Annotated in this window: 15 protein-coding genes; 3 read left to right on the top strand and 12 right to left on the bottom strand. The window is 74.8% G+C overall.

What is annotated here, in order from left to right; genetic code table 11:
- Positions 1-31 precede the first annotated feature (31 nt).
- Together OG594_RS17740 and OG594_RS17745 are read left to right on the top strand one after the other, a co-directional pair.
- Entirely contained in the window at positions 32-700 is a 669-nt protein-coding gene (locus OG594_RS17740; protein WP_266599949.1) for a response regulator transcription factor, read from the top strand.
- 154 nt (positions 701-854) lie between these two features.
- Positions 855-2,924, top strand: a complete 2,070-nt coding sequence (locus tag OG594_RS17745; RefSeq protein ID WP_266599951.1) for a SpoIIE family protein phosphatase — start codon at positions 855-857, stop codon at positions 2,922-2,924.
- Positions 2,925-3,358: 434 nt separating this feature from the next.
- Here OG594_RS17745 and OG594_RS17750 read toward each other — a convergent pair whose 3' ends face one another.
- From OG594_RS17750 to OG594_RS17760, 3 genes are all read right to left on the bottom strand, one after another.
- Positions 3,359-5,338: an ABC transporter permease gene (locus OG594_RS17750; RefSeq protein ID WP_266599953.1), complete on the bottom strand. Its 1,980-nt coding sequence runs from the start codon at positions 5,336-5,338 to the stop codon at positions 3,359-3,361.
- Between the two features lie 153 nt (positions 5,339-5,491).
- Positions 5,492-6,286, bottom strand: coding sequence for a molybdate ABC transporter substrate-binding protein (gene modA, locus OG594_RS17755; RefSeq protein ID WP_266599955.1), 795 nt, complete (start codon positions 6,284-6,286; stop codon positions 5,492-5,494).
- Positions 6,287-6,443: 157 nt separating this feature from the next.
- Entirely contained in the window at positions 6,444-6,839 is a 396-nt protein-coding gene (locus OG594_RS17760) for a molybdopterin-binding protein (protein WP_030730138.1), read from the bottom strand.
- A gap of 134 nt (positions 6,840-6,973) precedes the next feature.
- Here OG594_RS17760 and OG594_RS17765 point away from each other — a divergent pair, with 134 nt between their 5' ends.
- Positions 6,974-7,360 carry an RNA-binding S4 domain-containing protein gene (locus OG594_RS17765; RefSeq protein WP_266599998.1) on the top strand — a complete coding sequence of 129 codons (387 nt, stop codon included), beginning with the start codon at positions 6,974-6,976 and terminating at the stop codon, positions 7,358-7,360.
- A 75-nt stretch (positions 7,361-7,435) separates the two neighbouring features.
- Here OG594_RS17765 and OG594_RS17770 read toward each other — a convergent pair whose 3' ends face one another.
- The 9 genes from OG594_RS17770 to OG594_RS17810 all read right to left on the bottom strand — a co-directional run bounded on the left by OG594_RS17770 (position 7,436) and on the right by OG594_RS17810 (position 16,940).
- Positions 7,436-7,837: a PTS-dependent dihydroxyacetone kinase phosphotransferase subunit DhaM gene (locus OG594_RS17770; RefSeq protein ID WP_266603009.1), complete on the bottom strand. Its 402-nt coding sequence runs from the start codon at positions 7,835-7,837 to the stop codon at positions 7,436-7,438.
- A 65-nt stretch (positions 7,838-7,902) separates the two neighbouring features.
- A complete protein-coding gene (dhaL, locus tag OG594_RS17775; RefSeq protein WP_266600000.1) occupies positions 7,903-8,517 on the bottom strand; it encodes a dihydroxyacetone kinase subunit DhaL in 615 nt (204 codons plus the stop codon).
- A 51-nt stretch (positions 8,518-8,568) separates the two neighbouring features.
- Positions 8,569-9,573, bottom strand: a complete 1,005-nt coding sequence (gene dhaK / locus OG594_RS17780) for a dihydroxyacetone kinase subunit DhaK (RefSeq protein ID WP_266600002.1) — start codon at positions 9,571-9,573, stop codon at positions 8,569-8,571.
- Positions 9,574-9,764: 191 nt separating this feature from the next.
- Positions 9,765-10,352: an RNA 2',3'-cyclic phosphodiesterase gene (thpR, locus tag OG594_RS17785; RefSeq protein WP_266600004.1), complete on the bottom strand. Its 588-nt coding sequence runs from the start codon at positions 10,350-10,352 to the stop codon at positions 9,765-9,767.
- Between the two features lie 62 nt (positions 10,353-10,414).
- Positions 10,415-11,698: a VWA-like domain-containing protein gene (locus OG594_RS17790; protein WP_266600006.1), complete on the bottom strand. Its 1,284-nt coding sequence runs from the start codon at positions 11,696-11,698 to the stop codon at positions 10,415-10,417.
- Entirely contained in the window at positions 11,695-12,951 is a 1,257-nt protein-coding gene (locus OG594_RS17795; protein ID WP_266600008.1) for a MoxR family ATPase, read from the bottom strand. The genes OG594_RS17790 and OG594_RS17795 overlap by 4 nt, the downstream gene beginning before the upstream one ends.
- Positions 12,952-13,065: 114 nt before the next feature.
- On the bottom strand, positions 13,066-14,487 hold the full coding sequence (locus tag OG594_RS17800; protein WP_266600010.1) for a hypothetical protein: 1,422 nt from the start codon (positions 14,485-14,487) through the stop codon (positions 13,066-13,068).
- A gap of 76 nt (positions 14,488-14,563) precedes the next feature.
- Positions 14,564-15,925: an MFS transporter gene (locus tag OG594_RS17805; RefSeq protein WP_266600012.1), complete on the bottom strand. Its 1,362-nt coding sequence runs from the start codon at positions 15,923-15,925 to the stop codon at positions 14,564-14,566.
- A 61-nt stretch (positions 15,926-15,986) separates the two neighbouring features.
- Entirely contained in the window at positions 15,987-16,940 is a 954-nt protein-coding gene (locus OG594_RS17810) for a LysR family transcriptional regulator (RefSeq protein ID WP_266600014.1), read from the bottom strand.
- Positions 16,941-16,971: the final 31 nt, after the last annotated feature.

Here is a 16,971-nt window from a genome sequence, read left to right on the forward strand (position 1 = left end):
GACCACGAGACACGAAAGACGAGGAGCCCCGGTGATCCGCGTACTGCTGGTCGACGATGACGCGATCGTCCGGGCCGGGCTGCGCCTGATGCTGGGCGGTGCCCCGGACATCGAGCTGGTCGCGGAGGCCGCGGACGGGGCGGAGGTGCCCGATCTGGTCGCCGCGCACGGACCCCACCTGGTGCTGATGGACATCCGGATGCCCGGCGTCGACGGGCTGGCCGCCACCGAGCGGCTCCGGGCACAACCGGGAGCCCCGGAGGTGCTGGTCCTGACCACCTTCCACACCGACGCGCACGTCCTCCGCGCGCTGCGGGCCGGAGCGGCCGGGTTCCTCCTCAAGGACACCCCTCCGCAGGAGATCGTGACGGCCATCCGGACGGTGGCCGCCGGGGACCCGGTGCTCTCCCCGGCCGTCACCCGCCGGCTCATCGACCAGGTGGCGGGCGACTCCGGCCAGGACACCCGGGCGACCGCCGCCCGCGCCCGGCTGGAGCTGCTGGCCGAGCGCGAGCGGGAGGTGGCCCTGGCGGTCGGGCGGGGCCTTTCCAACGCGGAGATCGGACGGGAGCTCCACCTGGCGCTGCCCACGGTGAAGACCCACGTGTCCCGGATCCTGACCCGACTGGACCTCAACAACCGGGTCCAGATCGCCCTGTTGGTCCATGACGCGACCCTTCCGGACGGCGGACGGCGCTGAACCCCGCGGCCGTCGGCTCCTGCGGTGCCGCGGCCGTTCCCCGCCGCCCGCACCGCCGGTGGCGCTCCCGCCGGCGTGCCGGGCCGGGCCGGGCACGGAGGGTGTCCGGGCCGCCCGCAGGGACACCGGCGGGCCGGAGTGAGACCCTGGCTGCATGGCCCGTAGGGCAGAGAACTCCGACGTCGGCTGGCCCGCGCGGCCGGACACGAGCCTGGCGCTCAATCGCATGGGCACCTTCGACTGGGACCTCGACAACGGTCGGATGCATCTCGATCCCACCGCCCTCGAGGTGCTGGACCTGCGCCCGGACGAGTACGACGGGACCCCCGGCGGGCTCCGGATCCGCCTCGCCCCCGGTGAGGAGGCCCGGCTCGACACCCGGGTCGCGCAGGCGATCAAGGACGGCCGGAGCCACTACGGGGCCTACGTCCGCAGCCGCCGGCGCGACGGTTCGCCGGCCTGGACCCACATCCAGGGGCACATCCTGCGGGACCCGTCCGGTCGCTCGTACCGCGTCATCGGGATCCTCCGCGACGCCGCCCACGACCCCGGCGAGCCCGGCGCTGCCGGTGAGGAGATCGAAGGGCGGCGCCGGATGACCGGCGTCGTGGAGCGGACCACCGCCATCCTCGCCCACGCCCGCACCGTCAACGACGTGACCGACATCCTCAAGGACCCGCAGGCCCTCGGCCACCTCGGCGCCGTCAGCGTGATGCTGGGCGTCGTCGACGGCGGCCGCATCCACCTGGTCGCGGAGGGGCAGCTCGGCTCGTACGTGCCCGAGATCGAGTACACGCGGATCGACGCGCAGCTCCCGATGAGCGAGGCCGTGCGCACCATGCAGTCGGTCTTCCTCGTCTCCCGGGACGAGTTCCAGCAGCGCTACCCGGACCTGTGGCCCTACATCGAACCGCTGTCCGTCCGCAGCGGCGTCTACCTCCCGCTGATCGCCCAGGGGAGGCCCATCGGGGCGCTCGGGCTGCTCTACGCGCGGGACGGCGACTTCACCACCGAGGAGCGGAACCTGCTGATGGCCCTCGGCAGCGGCGTCGCGCAGAGCCTCCAGCGAGCCATCCTCTTCGAACAGGAGCACGACCTGGCCGAGGGGCTCCAGCGGGCCATGCTGCCCCGCCGGATCCCGGAGGTGCCGGGCGCGCGGATCGCCGTACGGTACCGGTCCGCGCGGATGGGCCGGGACATCGGCGGCGACTGGTACGACGTGGTCCCGCTCGGCGAGGGCCGGGTCGGGGTGATGATCGGCGACGTCGAGGGGCACGACACGGACGCGGCTGCCGTCATGGGGCAGCTGCGCATCGTGATGCGCGCCTACATCGTCGAGGGGCACACGCCGGGCGCGGCGATGGCCCGGGCCTCGACCTTCCTGCGCGAGCTGGAGACGGAACGGTTCGCCACCTGTACCTACGCCGAGGTGGACCTGACCACCGGGATGGCCCGGATGGTCCGCGCCGGGCACCTCGACCCCGTCGTGCGGCGCGGTGACGGCAGCGTCCACCGGGTCCAGGTGGCCGGCGGGCTGCCGCTCGGCCTGCCGCCCCGCGAGCAGCCGGGCACCGGCTCGGGTTACCCCGTCACCAGCCTCGAACTGCACCCCGGGGACACCCTGCTGCTGTGCACCGACGGCTTGATCGAACGCCCCGGCGCCGAGCAGGACACCGGCATGCGGGAGCTCATGGCGGCGGTCCACAGCGGCCCGATCGACGTGGAGGAACTCGCCGACGTGCTGTGCGACCTGGTCGGCGACTCGGGCGGCGGGGACGACATGGCCATGCTCGTACTGCGCCGCCGCGGCACCCCCACCGCGCGCGGCGGCGGTCCGTTGCAGCATCGCCTGGAACCGGGTGACACGAAGGCCCCGGCGCTGGCCCGGCACCTGATCCGGGCGGCGGTGGCCGCCTGGGGAGCGCGGCACCGGGCCGATGAGATCGAACTGGCTGCGGACGAGCTGATGACCAATGCCCTGGTCCACACGGACGGCGGCGGCCACGTCAGCATGCGGCTCACGGCGCAGGGCCGGATCCGGATCGAGGTCGAGGACGGGAGCAGCGCCTTGCCGAGGAGGCGCGAGGCGGGCGACTGGGCGGTCTCGGGGCGCGGGCTGATGCTGGTGGACCGGCTCGCCGACGAGTGGGGCGTGGAGCCCCGGGGCGGTGGGAAGTGCGTCTGGTGCGAGTTCGCCCTGGCCGCCCCGGAGGACGCCGGTTAGGCCGTCTCTTTGGGATCTTGTCGGCCGAGCCCCGCGGCGTCCGGTGCCACGGGTCTCCCCGGGCCCGCCAGGGCCGAGGGGACGCAGGGCGAGGCGAGGCGGAGGGGCGCCCCTGGTCGTACTCGGGCGCCCCGAGGGCGCGGCCAGGTGCGGTGCCGGCCGCCGCGGGCCCGGCAAGATCCGGAAGAGACGGCCCAAGTCCTCCCGTCGAAGCGGCGGCGGTGCGGCCCGCGGCGTCCGGTGCCGTGCATCTCCCTCCCCGCTACCGCGGGGAGGGGCCTCGGGCGCAGCGGCGCCTCCGTACCGGGCGCATTCGGGTGCTCCGACGACGTGGCGAGGTGCCGTGGCCTGCGTCGTGCGCCCGCCCTGGGTTGTGCGGGATCGCCCCGAGGACCGTCGGCCGCGCACCGGGCGCCCGGATCCGGCCCGCGCTGTCAGAGGCGTACCAGGGTGACCTCGGTGGCCTTCACGCTCGTCCACACCGCGGCGCCCTCCACGATGCCCAGTTCGGCCGCCGCATCGGGGGTGATCTCGGCGACCAGGTCGGGCACCTTCGCCGAGGCGATCAGCACGCGCAGCCGGCTACCGACCGCGGTGATCTCCCGTACGGTGCCCGGCCAGACGTTGCGCGGGCTGCCGCCCGGGCGGTCCCGGTGCACCGAGACCGCCTCCGGAGCGATGATCGCCAGCGCCTTCGCCCCCTCGGGCAGCGTCTCGGCGACCACCAGTCGACCGCCCGCCGCGAGGGCGAGCCCGTCGGCCGACGCGGTGCCCGGCCAGGCGTTGCGCCCCAGCATGCGGGCCACCCACGGGGAACGCGGGTGCCGGGTCACCTCCGCGGGCGGCGCGTCCTGGAGGGCCCGGCCGTCGGCCAGTACGAGGACCCGGTCGGCCAAGGACACCGCCTCGACGGGATCGTGGGTGACGATGAGGCAGACCCCGCCGAAGCCGGCCAGGTGGGTGCGCAGGGTGTGCCGGACCCGGGCCCGGGTGGTCTGGTCGAGCGCGGCCAGCGGTTCGTCCAGGAGGAGGAGCCGGGGGCGGGCGGCCAGCGCCCGGGCCAGCGCCACCCGTTGGGCCTGGCCGCCGGACAGCTGGGCGGGCTTGCGGTCGGCGAGGTGCTGGACGTCCAGCCGGTTCAGCCAGGCCCGGGCCTCGCGGCGGGCCCGCGCGCGCGGCACCCCGCGGGCGCGCAGCCCGTACGCGGTGTTGGCCACGGCGGTCAGGTGCGGGAACAGCGCCCCGTCCTGCGGTACCCAGGCCACCTGGCGCCGGTGCGGGGGCAGGTCCGTCACCTCGTCGTCGCCGAGCCGCAGTTCGGCGTGGGCGCGCGGGGTGAGGCCGAGCAGGGCGCGCAGCAGGGTGGTCTTGCCGGCGCCGTTCTCGCCGACCACGGCGATGGTGGTGCCGGGTTCCGCATCGAGGGTGAGCTCGTTGAAGCCGGTGACGGTGGCGTGCAGGGGCCAGCGGCCGCTGTCGTGGGGCGGCGCGGCGTCGCCGGCGTGGGTGACGGCGGTGCCGGCGTCGGAGGTGAGGGTCTCCTCGGGGACCGGAGTCGAAGCGGCCTCGCGGGCCACCGGGGTGCCCGTCCAGCGTCCGCGCAGGGCGATCAGTACGCCCATGGCGATCGCGAGGAGCAGCAACGAGACGGAGGTGGCGGCCTCGGGCTTGTCCTGTAGCAGCAGGTACACCTGGAGCGGCAGGGTCTGGGTGGTGCCGGGCAGGTTGCCGGCGAAGGTGATGGTCGCCCCGAACTCGCCCAGCGCGCGGGCCCAGGTCAGCGCCGCACCGGCGATCAGGCCGGGGGCGACCATGGGCAGGGTCACGGTGAAGAACACCCGGACCGGCGAGGCGCCGAGCGAGGCGGCGGTCTCCTCGTAGCTCTGCTTGAGACCGCCGAGGGCGCCCTCGAGACTGATCACCAGGAACGGCATGGCGACGAACGTGGCCGCGACGACGGCGCCCGACGTGTGGAAAGGCAGGGTGATCCCGAAGGTGCCCTCCAGCCAGGGGCCGAGCAGCCCGCGCCGGCCGAAGCCGAGCAGCAGGGCGACACCGCCGACGGTCGGCGGCAGCACCATCGGGAGCAGGACGAGGGAGCGGACCAGGGCCTTGCCCTTGAACTCCACGCGGGCCAGCAGCCAGGCGAGCGGTACGCCGAGGAGCAGCGAGAGGGCCAGGGCCCACAGGGACACCAGGAGCGAGAGCTTCAGGGCCTCGACCACGCCGGGGCTGGTGAGGTGGGAGCCGAGTTGGCCCCACTGGGTGCGGACGAGGATGCCGATGAGCGGCAGCAGCAGGAACGCGACGGCGAGCAGCGCGGGGAGCGCCAGGGCCAGCGGGGGCCGGGTGCGGGCACCGGTACGGACGCGTATGCCGCTGCGCGTGCCGGCTCGGCCGCGGAGTCTGCTCATGAGGGTTCCTGGCTGGGGTGTCGGTTGTGGGGGGAAGCGTGGGCGGCCGGCGGCCGGCGGCGGGTCCGGGGGCCCGTCCGCGAGAACGCCGAGAGGGGCTGCCTGTCCCCCCGGTTCAGGCAGCCCCTCAGAGGGTGTGGGTCCGTCCGGCGGTTACGCCTTCTGGAAGCCCGCGTCCTGGAGGATCTTCTGCGCCTCGGGGGTGCTGAGCCAGGCCACGAAGGCGGCCGCTTCCGTGGCGTTCTTGGACTGCTTCAGCGTGGCGGCCGGGTAGGAGGCCACGGCGTTCTGGTCGTCCGGGATCTCGACGGTGACGACCTTGTCGCCGGACTTGGCGGAGTCGGTCTTGTAGACGAGACCGGCGTCGGCCTCACCGAGCTCGACCTTGCTCAGCACGGCACGGACGTTGGGCTCCTGGGAGACCGGCTTCACCTCGATCTTCTGGGCGTCGAGGATCTGCTTGCTGTAGCGGCCGACGGGGACCTCGGGCGCGGCGAGCACGACCTTGATCTTGGTGTCGGCGAGGTCCTTGAGCTCGTCGATCTTGAACGGGTTGGTCTTGCCGGCCGCGATGACCAGGCGGTTCTTGGCGATGATGGCGGCGTCGCCGGTCTCGGCCTTCAGGCCGTCCATGGTCTTGGTGTCGGCGGTGACCAGCGCGTCGGCCGGGGCACCCTGCTTGACCTGGGCCGCGAGCTCCTGCGAACCGGCGAAGGAGAAGGTGATCTTCGTGCCGGGGTGGGTCTTCTGGTACTCCTCACCCGCGGTCTTGAAGACGTCGGTGAGGGAGGAGGCCGCCAGCACCGTGAGGTTCACGGCCTTCGGCTCGGGGGTCGTCTCGGGGGCGGCGGCCTTGTCGTCGCTCTTGCCGCCACAGGCGGCCAGCGGCACGAGCAGGGCGGCGGTCAGCGCGGCGGCGGCCGTACGACGGATCGTGATCGGGGACATGAGCAGGCGCTCCTCGGTCGGGTCGGCGGCCGGCCTGCTGCCGGAACCGCGCGGTGGTGACCCGCGCCGGTGACGGGCGGAGCGGGTGGGGACGTTCGGTGGTGCTGAGCGGGTGGTGCGGGGGACCGCGGAGGGTCGGCGGGCGGCGCCGTCCGGATCAGGTGCGGTCGATGTGCACGCTGGTGGACTTCACGCGGGCGGTGGCCTGCATGCCGACCTCCAGCCCGAGCTCCTCGACGGCCTCACGGGTGAGCAGCGAGACCAGGCGGTGGGGACCGGCCTGGATCTCGACCTGGGCGGCCACGTCGCCGAGTTTGACGGCGGTGACGATGCCGGGAAAGGCATTGCGCGCCGAGGTGTACGGTTCCCCGTCCTCGAGGTGGGCGCCCTGGCCCACCTCGACGGAGAAGGCGGCCAGGTCGCGTCCGTCGATCAGGCGTCGCCCGCCTTCGTCGCGATGGGTCACGACCCGGCCGGCGTCGGCCCAGCGGCGGGCGGTGTCCGGGCTGACGCCCAGCAGGCGCGCCGCCTGTCCGATGGTGTAGGACTGCATGGGCGACAACGTATGGGTACGTGTGGCGCATTTGCAATTCTCTTGGCCTGATCTCCATGGCAGATGCCATACCTCTTGGCGCATCTGCCAAAACTCGTTCCGTTCCGGCGTGCCCGGCTCGCTAGAGTCGGGGCATGGCTGATGAGGGAACGGGAACGGGCGCGGTACGGGTCGACGCGTGGATCTGGTCCGTGCGCCTGACCAAGACCCGCTCGATCGCGGCGACCGCCTGCCGGGCGGGTCACGTGAAGGTCAACGGGGAGCGCGCCAAGCCGGCGCAGCCCGTGCGCGCGGGGGACGAGGTACGGCTCTTCCACGCGGGGCGCGAGCGGATCGTCGTCGTCAAGCGGCCCGTGTCCAAGCGGGTCGGCGCCCCGATCGCCGCCGAATGCCTGATCGACAACAGCCCGCCGCCGCCCACGCCCGTGGAGGCCGCCGTGGTCGGCATCCGCGACCGGGGGGCGGGCCGCCCGACGAAGCGCGAGCGCCGCGAGATCGAAACCCTCCGCGGGCGTCCGTAGGGGGCGTCCGTAGGGGGCGGTCGGCCTGCCCGCGGCGCCCGCGGTCGGGCCGTCCGGTCGGCCGGGCCCTTTCGGTCAGAGCTTGCGGTACGTGTATGCGTCGGCGGCGGACGCCGCGACCGCCGCCAGTGGGGCTCCGGTGGACGCGGTCACGACCGCCGCCACCGCGCCCTCGACGAACGGTGCGTCCAACAGCAGGGACCCCGGCGGGAGTTCGTCTTCCATCAGCAGGGCCTTCACCGTCAGCACCGAGCTGCCCAGGTCGGCCAGTAGAGCCACCCCGGCGCCCCGGTCCACCTCGCGGGCGGCCGCGAGGATCCGCTCCGTGCTCGTGCCGAGGCCGCCGACCGCTGTGCCGCCCGCCGCGGCCACCGCGGCCACCGGGGCCACGGGTCCGCCGGCCGCCAGCTCGCGCGCCAGCTCCGCCACCGCCTCCGCGACCCGCGCGCTGTGCGACACCAGCACGATGCCGACCAGGGCCGGGCCGGGGGCGGATCCGGGGCCGGAGTCGGAAGGGGAGTCGGGGGCCGCGTGCTCGCCCGTCACCGCGCGCCCGCCGATTCCGCCACGTCCGCCAGCGCCCCCAGCAGCAGCGCCGACGAGGTCGCCCCCGGATCCTGGTGACCGATGCTCCGCTCGCCCAGATAGCTGGCCCGCCCCTTGCGCGCCTGCATCGGAACCGTCGCCAGCGCCCCTTCCTCCGCCGCGCTCCCGGCCGCCCGGTACGACGTACCCAGAGCGGCCACCCCCGGCACCAGCGCGTCCAGCATCGTCTTGTCCCCCGGCGCCGCCCCGCCCAGCTGGGCCACCGCCCCGACCCCTTCGGACAGAGCCTCGCGCAGCTGGGCGTCGGACACCTCGGCCGACTCCCCGAGCGCCTTGCCCGTACGCCGCAGCAGCGTCCCGTACAGCGGTCCCGACGCCCCGCCGACGGTCGAGATCAGCGTCCTCCCGGCCAGCTGGAGCACCGTGCCCGGCGCCGCCTCCGTTGGTTCCGCCTTCAGGGCGGCGAGCACGGCCGTGAACCCCCGCAGCAGATTGCTCCCGTGGTCGGCGTCGCCGATGGGGGAGTCGAGCTCGGTCAGCCGGTCCGCCTCCCGCTCCACCGCGGCCGCGACGGCCGCCATCCAGCGCCGGAAGAACTCTGCGTCACGCACCGGATCTCCTCGCCTCGCACCCGTCTGGCCAGTCCCACCGACACCATACGTTCACAGCCCCCAGCGCAGCGCCGCGGTCCGGACGGGCGCGTCCCACAGCCGCAGCACCTCCTCGTCGGCCCGGCACAGCGTCACCGAACACCCCGCCATGTCCAGCGACGTGACGTAGTTGCCGACGAGCGCCCGCGCCACCGGCACACCGCGCTCGGCCAGCACCCGGGCCACCTCCGCGTGGAACCCGTACAGCTCCAGCAGCGGTGTCGCCCCCATCCCGTTGACCAGTGCCAGCACCGGACCGTCCGCCGGACCGATCTGCGCCAGCTCCTCCAGTACGGCGCCCACCGCGACCTCGGCGATCTCCCGCGCCGACATCATCGGGCGCCGCTCCCGGCCCGGTTCGCCGTGGATGCCGATGCCCAACTCCAGCTCCCCGTCCGGCAGGTCGAAGGTCGGGCTGCCCTTCGCCGGAGTGGTGCACGCGCTCAGCGCCACCCCGAAACTCCGCGAGCACGCGTCGACCCGGCGGGCGAGCGCGGCGACCCGGTCCAGCGGCGCCCCCTCCTCGGCGGCCGCCCCGGCGATCTTCTCGACGAACAGGGTGGCCCCGGTGCCGCGGCGCCCCGCGGTGAACAGGCTGTCGGTCACCGCGACGTCGTCGTCGACCAGGACGCGCTCGATCCGCAGGCCGTCCTCCTCGGCGAGCTCTGCGGCCATCTCGAAGTTCAGCACGTCCCCGGTGTAGTTCTTGACGACGAACAGCACCCCCTGGCCGGAGTCCACCGCCGCGGCCGCCCGCACCATCTGTTCGGGCACCGGTGACGTGAACACCTCGCCCAAACAAGCGGCGGACAGCATCCCGTACCCCACGAACCCGGCGTGCAGCGGCTCGTGCCCGGACCCGCCCCCGGACACCACCCCGACCCGCCCGCCCGACCGCGCGTCCCGCCGTACGACCACCCGCCGCTCCACGTCGACGTCCAACTCGGGATGGGCGGCCGCCATCCCGCGCAGGGCGTCGGTGACCACGGTCTGCGGGCTGTTGATCAGCATCCTCATGCCACTCCATCCGGTCTTTCGGCGGGTGTTCGGCTCGGGCTGGACCACCGGCGGACCCTCGCGGGCGGTCCGTCCGTCGCCACGATACGAGGCCGGGCGGCCCACCGGGAGGAAGCCGTGGCACGAAGCCGCGGCGCGAACCGTGCCGGTCCCGCGCGCGGCGGCGACGCCGGTGTCAGGCACCGCAGGTGTCAGGCGCCGCCGCCTTCGAAGGACCAGGCCTGGATGTCGCGGTAGTGGATGGGACCGGGGCCGCGGCCGGTGTTGCTCCCGACGAGGTGGAGGCGCCGGGTCTCCCACGGGCGGCCGGTGAACCCGTCGAGTCCGGTGGCGGCCTCCACCGCGCTCGTGGTGTCGTGGCGGCGGGAGCGCGCCAGCGTCAGGTGGGGGCGCAGGGGCCGGCCGTGGAAGGGGATGCCGCAGTCGGTGACCGCGGCGCGCACCTCGGAGGCGAGGAGGTGCAGCCCTTCGAGGTCTCCGTCGATCCCGGTCCACAGGACCCGCTCGTCGAAGTGTCCGCCGCCGCGCAGCGCGAGCCGCAGGGGCCGCCGGGCCCGGGCGAGCTCCGCGAGCGGCGGCCGCAGGAGTTCGAGGGCGGTGACCGGGAGCTCGCCGAGGAAGGCCAGGGTGATGTGCCAGTCCTCGATGCGGTTCCAGCGCATGCGCGGGTACGCGGCGTAGGTCGGCTGCAGCCGCTGCTCCAGCTCTTCCTTCGCGTCGTCGGGCGGAGCGAGCGCTATGAACACGCGGACGGTCGCTGCCTGGGTCTTTTCGTTCACGAGGTCTTCGTATCCTGTCCGGGCACGTTCCGTCATCTCCGGTCCGGCCCGGTGGATGCCGGTCAGCGGGCGCCGGGGGACCCGATGGTCACCACGCGGGCCCAGGCGGGCGGGGCGTCCGGCACGTAGTCGGGGTCGTCCTCGCGCCAACCGCTCCGCCGGTTCCGGTGGAAGAGGCCCACCACCGTGCGGCAGGGCGGTCGGGTGTCCGGCCAGGCCGTCTGTCCGTCCGTCAGGACCACGATCACGTCGGGCCGGGGTCCCGTGCCGAGGGCCTTGGCGAATCCCGTGCGCAGATCCGTTCCGCCGCCGCCCAGCAGCGGGATGCCCTCGCCGCTGCACAGCGGGTGCACGATCCGGGCCGCCGCGTCGCACGGCACCACGCTGACCATGTCGCTACGGCCGCCCACGGCCCGCGCGATCGCGGCGACCTCCAGCAGCGCACTGCCCAGCTCGTCGTCGCTGACCGAACCGGAAGTGTCGATGACCACGCAGACCCGGGGCGGCCTGCGCCGCAGGCTCGGGAGCACGGCACCGCGCAGCGCGGTCGAGCGCCGGGAGGGCCGGGCGTAGCTGTAGTCCTCGCTTGCGCCCGCACCGGAGGCCGCCGACCGGACCGCCGCGCCCAGCAACTCCCGCCAGGGCTGCGGCGGGTGGAACGCCTCCTCGGCCCACCGCCGCCACCCCGCCGGTGCGTTCCCCGGACGGCCGTTGATCCCCTGCGCCACCCGGAACCGGACCGCGTCCTGCTCCTGCGCGCTGAGGCCGTGTGCGCCGTCCGGCCCCAGGTCCCACTCGCGTTCCAGACCGTCGGCGCCGCTGCCGCAGTCCAGCCAGACCAGCTCCTGCGTCAGCGGTCCCAGCCTGAACTGCCGCAGGTAGTCCTCCATCAGCTCGCCCGCCGGTAGCCCCAGGTCCTCCGGCGTCAGCGCCCCTTCGGGACGTACCAGCCCCTCGCCGAACGCGTCGTCGTTGATCTCGCAGTCCGCGGCGATGTTCATCCGCAGCCGTTCGCCCGGGCCGGTCAGCCCGCGTTCCCGGGCGACCCGGTCACCGCGGCCGTGGTGGTCGCGCAGCAGGTGGGACACCTCGTGGACCCATACCCCGGCGAGCTCCTCCACCGGTGTCCGGTCCACGAACCCCGGCGAGACGTAGCACCGCCAGTGGCGGTCGACGGCCATCGTCGGCACCTGCCGTGATTCCACGGTGTGCAGGGCGAACAGCGCCGTCGCCAGGTAGGGCCGGACCCGGGCGGCGTGCAGCCGGGCCGCGAAGAGCTTGTCGAGGTCCAGCGCACCCGCCGGCTGCGCCCCCGCCCGCCGCGTGCCCGTCGTCGGTGCGCTCATCGGCCGGCCCCCACCGGGTCCCCGGTCCGGGCCGCCGCCCGCTCCTGCGACAGGTCCGCCCGCCGGGACAGGTCCACCACTCCGGCGAGCCGCTCGATCGACTCCGGCACGTCCCAGTCCTCCTGGCGCAGCGCGGCGAGGGTGGTCGCGGGGACGACCACCAGGTCGGGGGCTCCGGTTTCCAACGCCCGGACCAGCAGCGCCCACGCGGCGTCCCAGCGGGACTTGTCCGGGCGCCTCCGGACCGCCGCCACCACTGCGTCGAGCGTGGCCTGGCGCCGGTCTCCGCGCTCGGGCAGGTCGGCGCCGGCCGGGTCGGCGAGCAGTTCCTCGGGGTCCGGGAGGTCCATCCGGTCCAAGGAGGCCAGCAGCTCCAGCCCCGGACCGTCCCCCACCGTGCCCCTGACCAGCAGGGAGAGCACCTCCCTGGAGGAGCCGGCCGCGTGGGCGAAGGCGAGCAGACGTATCGTCATGTCCCAGCTGCGGGGCGACGGCCAGGCGCCTCCCCGGCGGGTCTCGGTGCTGGGCAGCCGGTGCACGAGCGCGGGGCGGGTGGTGAGGAGCCCGCACACGGCACGACGGGCGTGGTCCACGGCGGCCGGCAGTCTCCCGGAGTCCAGGCGCGGCAGCGTCGTCCGGGGCCAGGTCCCGCCGAGCCCGCGCAGCACGACGTCGTGGTCGTGGGTCCACTGGAAGTGGACGAACCGGTTGGCCAGGGGCGGGCTCAGCTCCCAGCCGTCGGCCGCCGAGCCCCGCGGGTTGGCGGCGGCCACGATCCGTACGCCGGGCGGCAGTTGGAGCGAACCGATCCGGCGTTCGAGCACGAGGCGGAGCAGGGCGGCCTGGACGGCCGGCGGCGCCGTGGACAGCTCGTCCAGGAACAGCAGCCCGCGCCCGGCCCGTACGAGTCGCACGGCCCAGTCCGGCGGGGCCATCGGGACGCCCTGCTCGGCGGGATCGTCTCCGACGACGGGCAGGCCGGAGAAGTCGGACGGCTCGTGCACGCTGGCGATTACCGTGGTCAGGGGCAGGTCCAGGCTCTCGGCGAGCTGGGTCAGGGCCGCGGTCTTGCCGATGCCGGGCTCACCCCACAGGAGTACCGGCAGGTCGGCGGCCACGGCCAGGGTCAGGGCCTCCAATTGGTCGTCGGGGCGCGGCTCGGTGGTCGTGTCGCGCAGCAGGGCCAGCAGTCGCTCGGCGACGTCGAGTTGAGCGGGGGCGTCGGTGGCCGGGAACGGGGTGTGCGAGGGCATGGATGATCACCTGTGTGGGTTCGTGAGGAACGGGGGACGGTCCGGGGGACCGGAGGAGAGGGGGGAGGGGGGAGGGCCAGCCGGGGGAGGGCGGGAGGTGAGAAGGCCCCGGGGTCAGCGGGCGCGTGCCAGGCGCGGGCGGAGCCGGTGGTCCCGTGGGCGATGTGCCCCCGGGGGGATCCGGCCGGGGCCGGGCCCGGCCAGGCCCGCCCGGAACAGCCCGTAGGTGATCCGCCGTAGCGCGGCCGCTTCCAGCTCGTCCCGCAGGGCTCCGGCGCGCAGCAGGGCGTCGGAGCCGAGCAGCCCCTCCACCACGGCCAGCGCACCGGCGACGTCGCCGTGATCCAGGCGTTCGCGGACCCCGGTGAGGCAGTCGGGCCGACGGTGCGCCGCGTCGATGGCCCGCAGGCAGGGCAGCGGAGTGCCGGTCAGCGCGGCCAGCAGTTCCTCCCTGCGGATCTCGGCCGGGTCGTGGTCGAGTGCGGCCAGTACCCCGTCGACCAGGCCGATGCGGTGCCGGGCGCCCCGGCACTCGACGAGGCGGGGGCGCCCCGCCTCGTCCGCGGTCCCGGCCGGTCCGGTCGGCGTGCGGTCCGGTACCAATGCCGGGGCAACCAGCGGGTGCAGTCGCCCGGCCTCGACGGCTCCGGTGCGGATCAGGTCCAGGTCGGGCAGGGTCCAGACCGCAGCGTCGGGCAGGACCGGTAGCGCGGAGGCGCTGCCGTCGGCGGGCGCCGCCCCGATCCGCGCCGCGGGCGGCCCCGGTCCGTCCGCGGCCAGGTCCAGTACCAGCCGCTGCCGGGCCCCCAGCCGTACGACGACGCTGCCGGTGGTCCGGCCCTCGGCGCGGAGCAGGATCCCGGCCTCGGCGGCCCACCGGTCGACGGCGCACCGGTGTCCTTGCGGGAGCGCCGCCAGGAGCTCGGGGTCCAGTGGGGGAAGGCCTTCGGCGGGCGGCCGGTCGGCCCCGGACCGGACCCGCAGCTCGTCGGTCCTGCGGGCGTCCCACAGGTGGCGGTGCAGGTCGAGGCGGAACCGTCGGTCGGGACGGGCATCGTGGCGCGGGCCGGCCCAACGGCCTTGCCCGGAGCGGGATCCGTCCCACAGGGCGAGGCTGATCCGTTGACCGCCGTCCGCCCATGCGGGCGCGGTCCTGGCCACGAGGTGCACGGTGGGTACGGGGCGCACGGCATGCGGGTCGTCGCCCGCGACCGTGTCGTACCGGGCCAGCGTGAGGGTCAGCCCGGGGCGCAGCAGTCCGTCGGGGGCGATGCGCGGCAGGTGCCAGCGCAACAGGTCGGGCGCCAGGTGGCGAAGGTCGGCCCGGATCCGGGCCGCGAGTTCGTGGCCGCGCGAGCGCGCCAGGAAACGGAGATCGAGGTCGACGTCGACGCCTGCGGCGGCGCAGGCCCCGGCCCAGTCCCCGGCGGAGCGACGGGCGGTCGCGGTCTCGATCATGGACGCCGGCACGGCGTACTCGCGTACGCGGAGCCAGAGGGAGAGGCGGGAATCCCCGTGCACGTCATCGGTGGGCATCAGCGCTCACCTTGCGTGGACGGGACCCCCGATCTGTGTAGGGAGTGAGTGGTCATCGCGGTGATCGTAATGCCGCTCAGCACGATCGGCCAGGTGTTTTTTCGGGCCAGCGGTGGTGGTGCCGGTCGATGACGTAGTGGTGCCCGTGCCGCCAACCGCCCGTGGCCGGGCGGGCGTCGACGAGGTGCGGGTGACCGGGCGGGAGGTCGGGGTGTACGTGTTCCAGCCGGTACGGGTCCCGGGCCGGCCAGATCACCGCCGCGGCCGCGGCGGCGCTCAGGGCCACGGCGCCCAGGAGCAGGACGGTCAGCGGCAGCCCCGCCCCCGCGGCGAGCCACCCGGCCAGCGGGTAGGTGAGCAGCCAGCAGCCGTGGGAGAGGGAGAAGCGGGCGGCGAACGCGGCGGGCAGGTCCGTGTCGGCGGTGGAGCGGCGGACCACCCGGCCGCCCGGGGTCTGGACGGCGGAGCTGGCGGCGCCGATCGCGGCCCAGACGGCCAGGAGCGCGGGCCAGGACCACGCGCGCGGGCCGGTCGCGGCGAGCGCGGCCCCGGCCGCCAGGGCGACCGGGAGGGCGAAGGCGGACCGGAGCATAACCGACCGGTCGGTGGAGGACCGCAGGAGGCGGGGCAGGAGCAGCGCGGTCACCATGGAGCCGGCGCCGTACGCCCCGAGGGCGAGCGGGACGGCGCCCGCCGGGCGGTCTAGGTGGCCGCGGACCAGGGAGACGGTGTCGACGAGGACGACGGCTCCGGCGGCGGCGACCGCGAGGTCGAGTGCGAGCAGGGCCCGCAGCCGGGGCGTGGCCCGGAAGAGGCGGGTGCCGAAGGCGGCCCTGGTCCGGAAGCCGCCGGTGCGCTCGACCGGGGCGGGTCCGGGCAGCACCGTGGCAACGATCAGTGCGGCGGAGGCGAGGAAGCCGACGGCCGTGCCGGCGAACAACCAGTCGTAGGTGACCAGGCTCAGCAGCGCCGCGGCCAGGACCGGACTGAAGAGGCTCTCCAGGTCGTAGGCGAGCCGGGTCATCGACAGGGCCCGGGTGTAGTCGCGTTCGGCGGGCAGGATCTCGGGGACGGTGGCCTGGAAGGTCGGGGTGAAGACTGCCGACGCCGCCTGGAGCAGGAAGATCAGGACGTGGATCTGCCAGATCTCGGTGACGAACGGAAGGGCCACCGCCGCACCGGCGCGGGTCAGGTCCATGGCCGTCATCAGGACGCGGCGGGGGATCCGGTCGGCGACCGCGCCGATCACCGGGGCGATGGTGACGTAGGCGGTCATCTTGATCGCGAGGGCGGTACCGAGGACGGCCGAGGCGCGCTCGCCCGCGAGCTCGTAGGCGAGCAGGCTCAGTGCGACGGTGGCCAGGCCGGTCCCGACCAGGGCGATGACCTGGGCGGTGAACAGCCGGCGGTAGGTGTCGTTGCGCAGTACGGACAGCACGGTCCCCGTCCCGGTCGGCGGATCGATGACAGCACGGTGGAACCAGTCGGATCCAGCGTAGTCAACGTGTGCGCACCTGTGCACCTGTTGTGCGCCGTTCCGGTCGGGCGTCGCGGTCCACCGGCGTGGCCGCGGCCCCCGCGAGGACGTGGTCGTCGAGGGCGGTGAGGAAGGCGGCCGCCGCCGGGGTGCGGCCGGTCCGGCTCCAGACGGCGTACTCGACGCGGGCCGGGGCGTCGGTCACCTCGACGGTCGCCACGCCGGCGAGCTGGGGCGCGTAGGCGGAGGGGAGCATGGCCACGGCGAGACCCGGTCCCACGAGTCGGGCGATGTAGTCGGCGCTGGTGACCTCGAAGGCGACGTCACGGGTGAGACCGGCGGCCGAGAAGGCCAGGTCGGACTGGACCCGTCCGGCCGTGCCGGCCGGCAGGTCCACGAACACCTCGCGGGAGAGCCTGCGCAGGTCCACCGCCGGCTCGGCGGCGAGCGGATGGTCCGGCGCGACCACGGCGACGAGCCGGTCCCGGGCGAGTTCGCGGGCCGCGACGCCCTGGGGCCGGGCGGTCGTCGGCAGCCCCAGGAAGGCCACGTCGAGGACCCCTTCCCGGACCCGCTCGACCAGGTCCTCGCTCGCGCCCACCCGCAGGCTGACGCGCACGTGCGGGTACTGCCGGCGGAAGTCGCGCAGCGCCCCCGGGACGTCGACCGCGGCGACGGTCGGGATCAGACCGACGGCGAGCCGCCCGCGTACCTCCCCGACGGCCGCCGCGACCTCGGCGGCCGCCCGCTCGGCGGCGTCCAGACACTGACGGGCGGCCGGGAGGAACGCCTCACCGGCCGGGGTCAACCGCACCCGACGGCTGGTGCGCTCGAAGAGCCGCGCGCCCAGTTCCCGTTCCAGGCGCGCGATCTGGTGGCTGAGGGCGGACTGGACGACCAGGCAGCGCTCGGCGGCCCGGGTGAAGCTGTTCGTCTCGGCTACGGCGAGGACGTAGCGCATCTGCTGGAGCTCCATCGATCCATCGTGGATCACGATCGATGGGCTG

Source organism: Streptomyces sp. NBC_01214 (assembly GCF_026340975.1).
GTDB lineage: Bacteria > Actinomycetota > Actinomycetes > Streptomycetales > Streptomycetaceae > Streptomyces.

Coding starts and splice junctions, on each gene's coding strand:
- OG594_RS17745 (WP_266599951.1), top strand. CDS start 855: ATGGCCCGTAGGGCAGAGAACTCCGACGTCGGCTGGCCCGCGCGGCCG.
- OG594_RS17750 (WP_266599953.1), bottom strand. CDS start 5,338: ATGAGCAGACTCCGCGGCCGAGCCGGCACGCGCAGCGGCATACGCGTC.
- modA (WP_266599955.1), bottom strand. CDS start 6,286: ATGTCCCCGATCACGATCCGTCGTACGGCCGCCGCCGCGCTGACCGCC.
- OG594_RS17760 (WP_030730138.1), bottom strand. CDS start 6,839: ATGCAGTCCTACACCATCGGACAGGCGGCGCGCCTGCTGGGCGTCAGC.
- OG594_RS17765 (WP_266599998.1), top strand. CDS start 6,974: ATGGCTGATGAGGGAACGGGAACGGGCGCGGTACGGGTCGACGCGTGG.
- dhaK (WP_266600002.1), bottom strand. CDS start 9,573: ATGAGGATGCTGATCAACAGCCCGCAGACCGTGGTCACCGACGCCCTG.
- OG594_RS17790 (WP_266600006.1), bottom strand. CDS start 11,698: ATGAGCGCACCGACGACGGGCACGCGGCGGGCGGGGGCGCAGCCGGCG.
- OG594_RS17795 (WP_266600008.1), bottom strand. CDS start 12,951: ATGCCCTCGCACACCCCGTTCCCGGCCACCGACGCCCCCGCTCAACTC.
- OG594_RS17800 (WP_266600010.1), bottom strand. CDS start 14,487: ATGCCCACCGATGACGTGCACGGGGATTCCCGCCTCTCCCTCTGGCTC.
- OG594_RS17810 (WP_266600014.1), bottom strand. CDS start 16,940: ATGGAGCTCCAGCAGATGCGCTACGTCCTCGCCGTAGCCGAGACGAAC.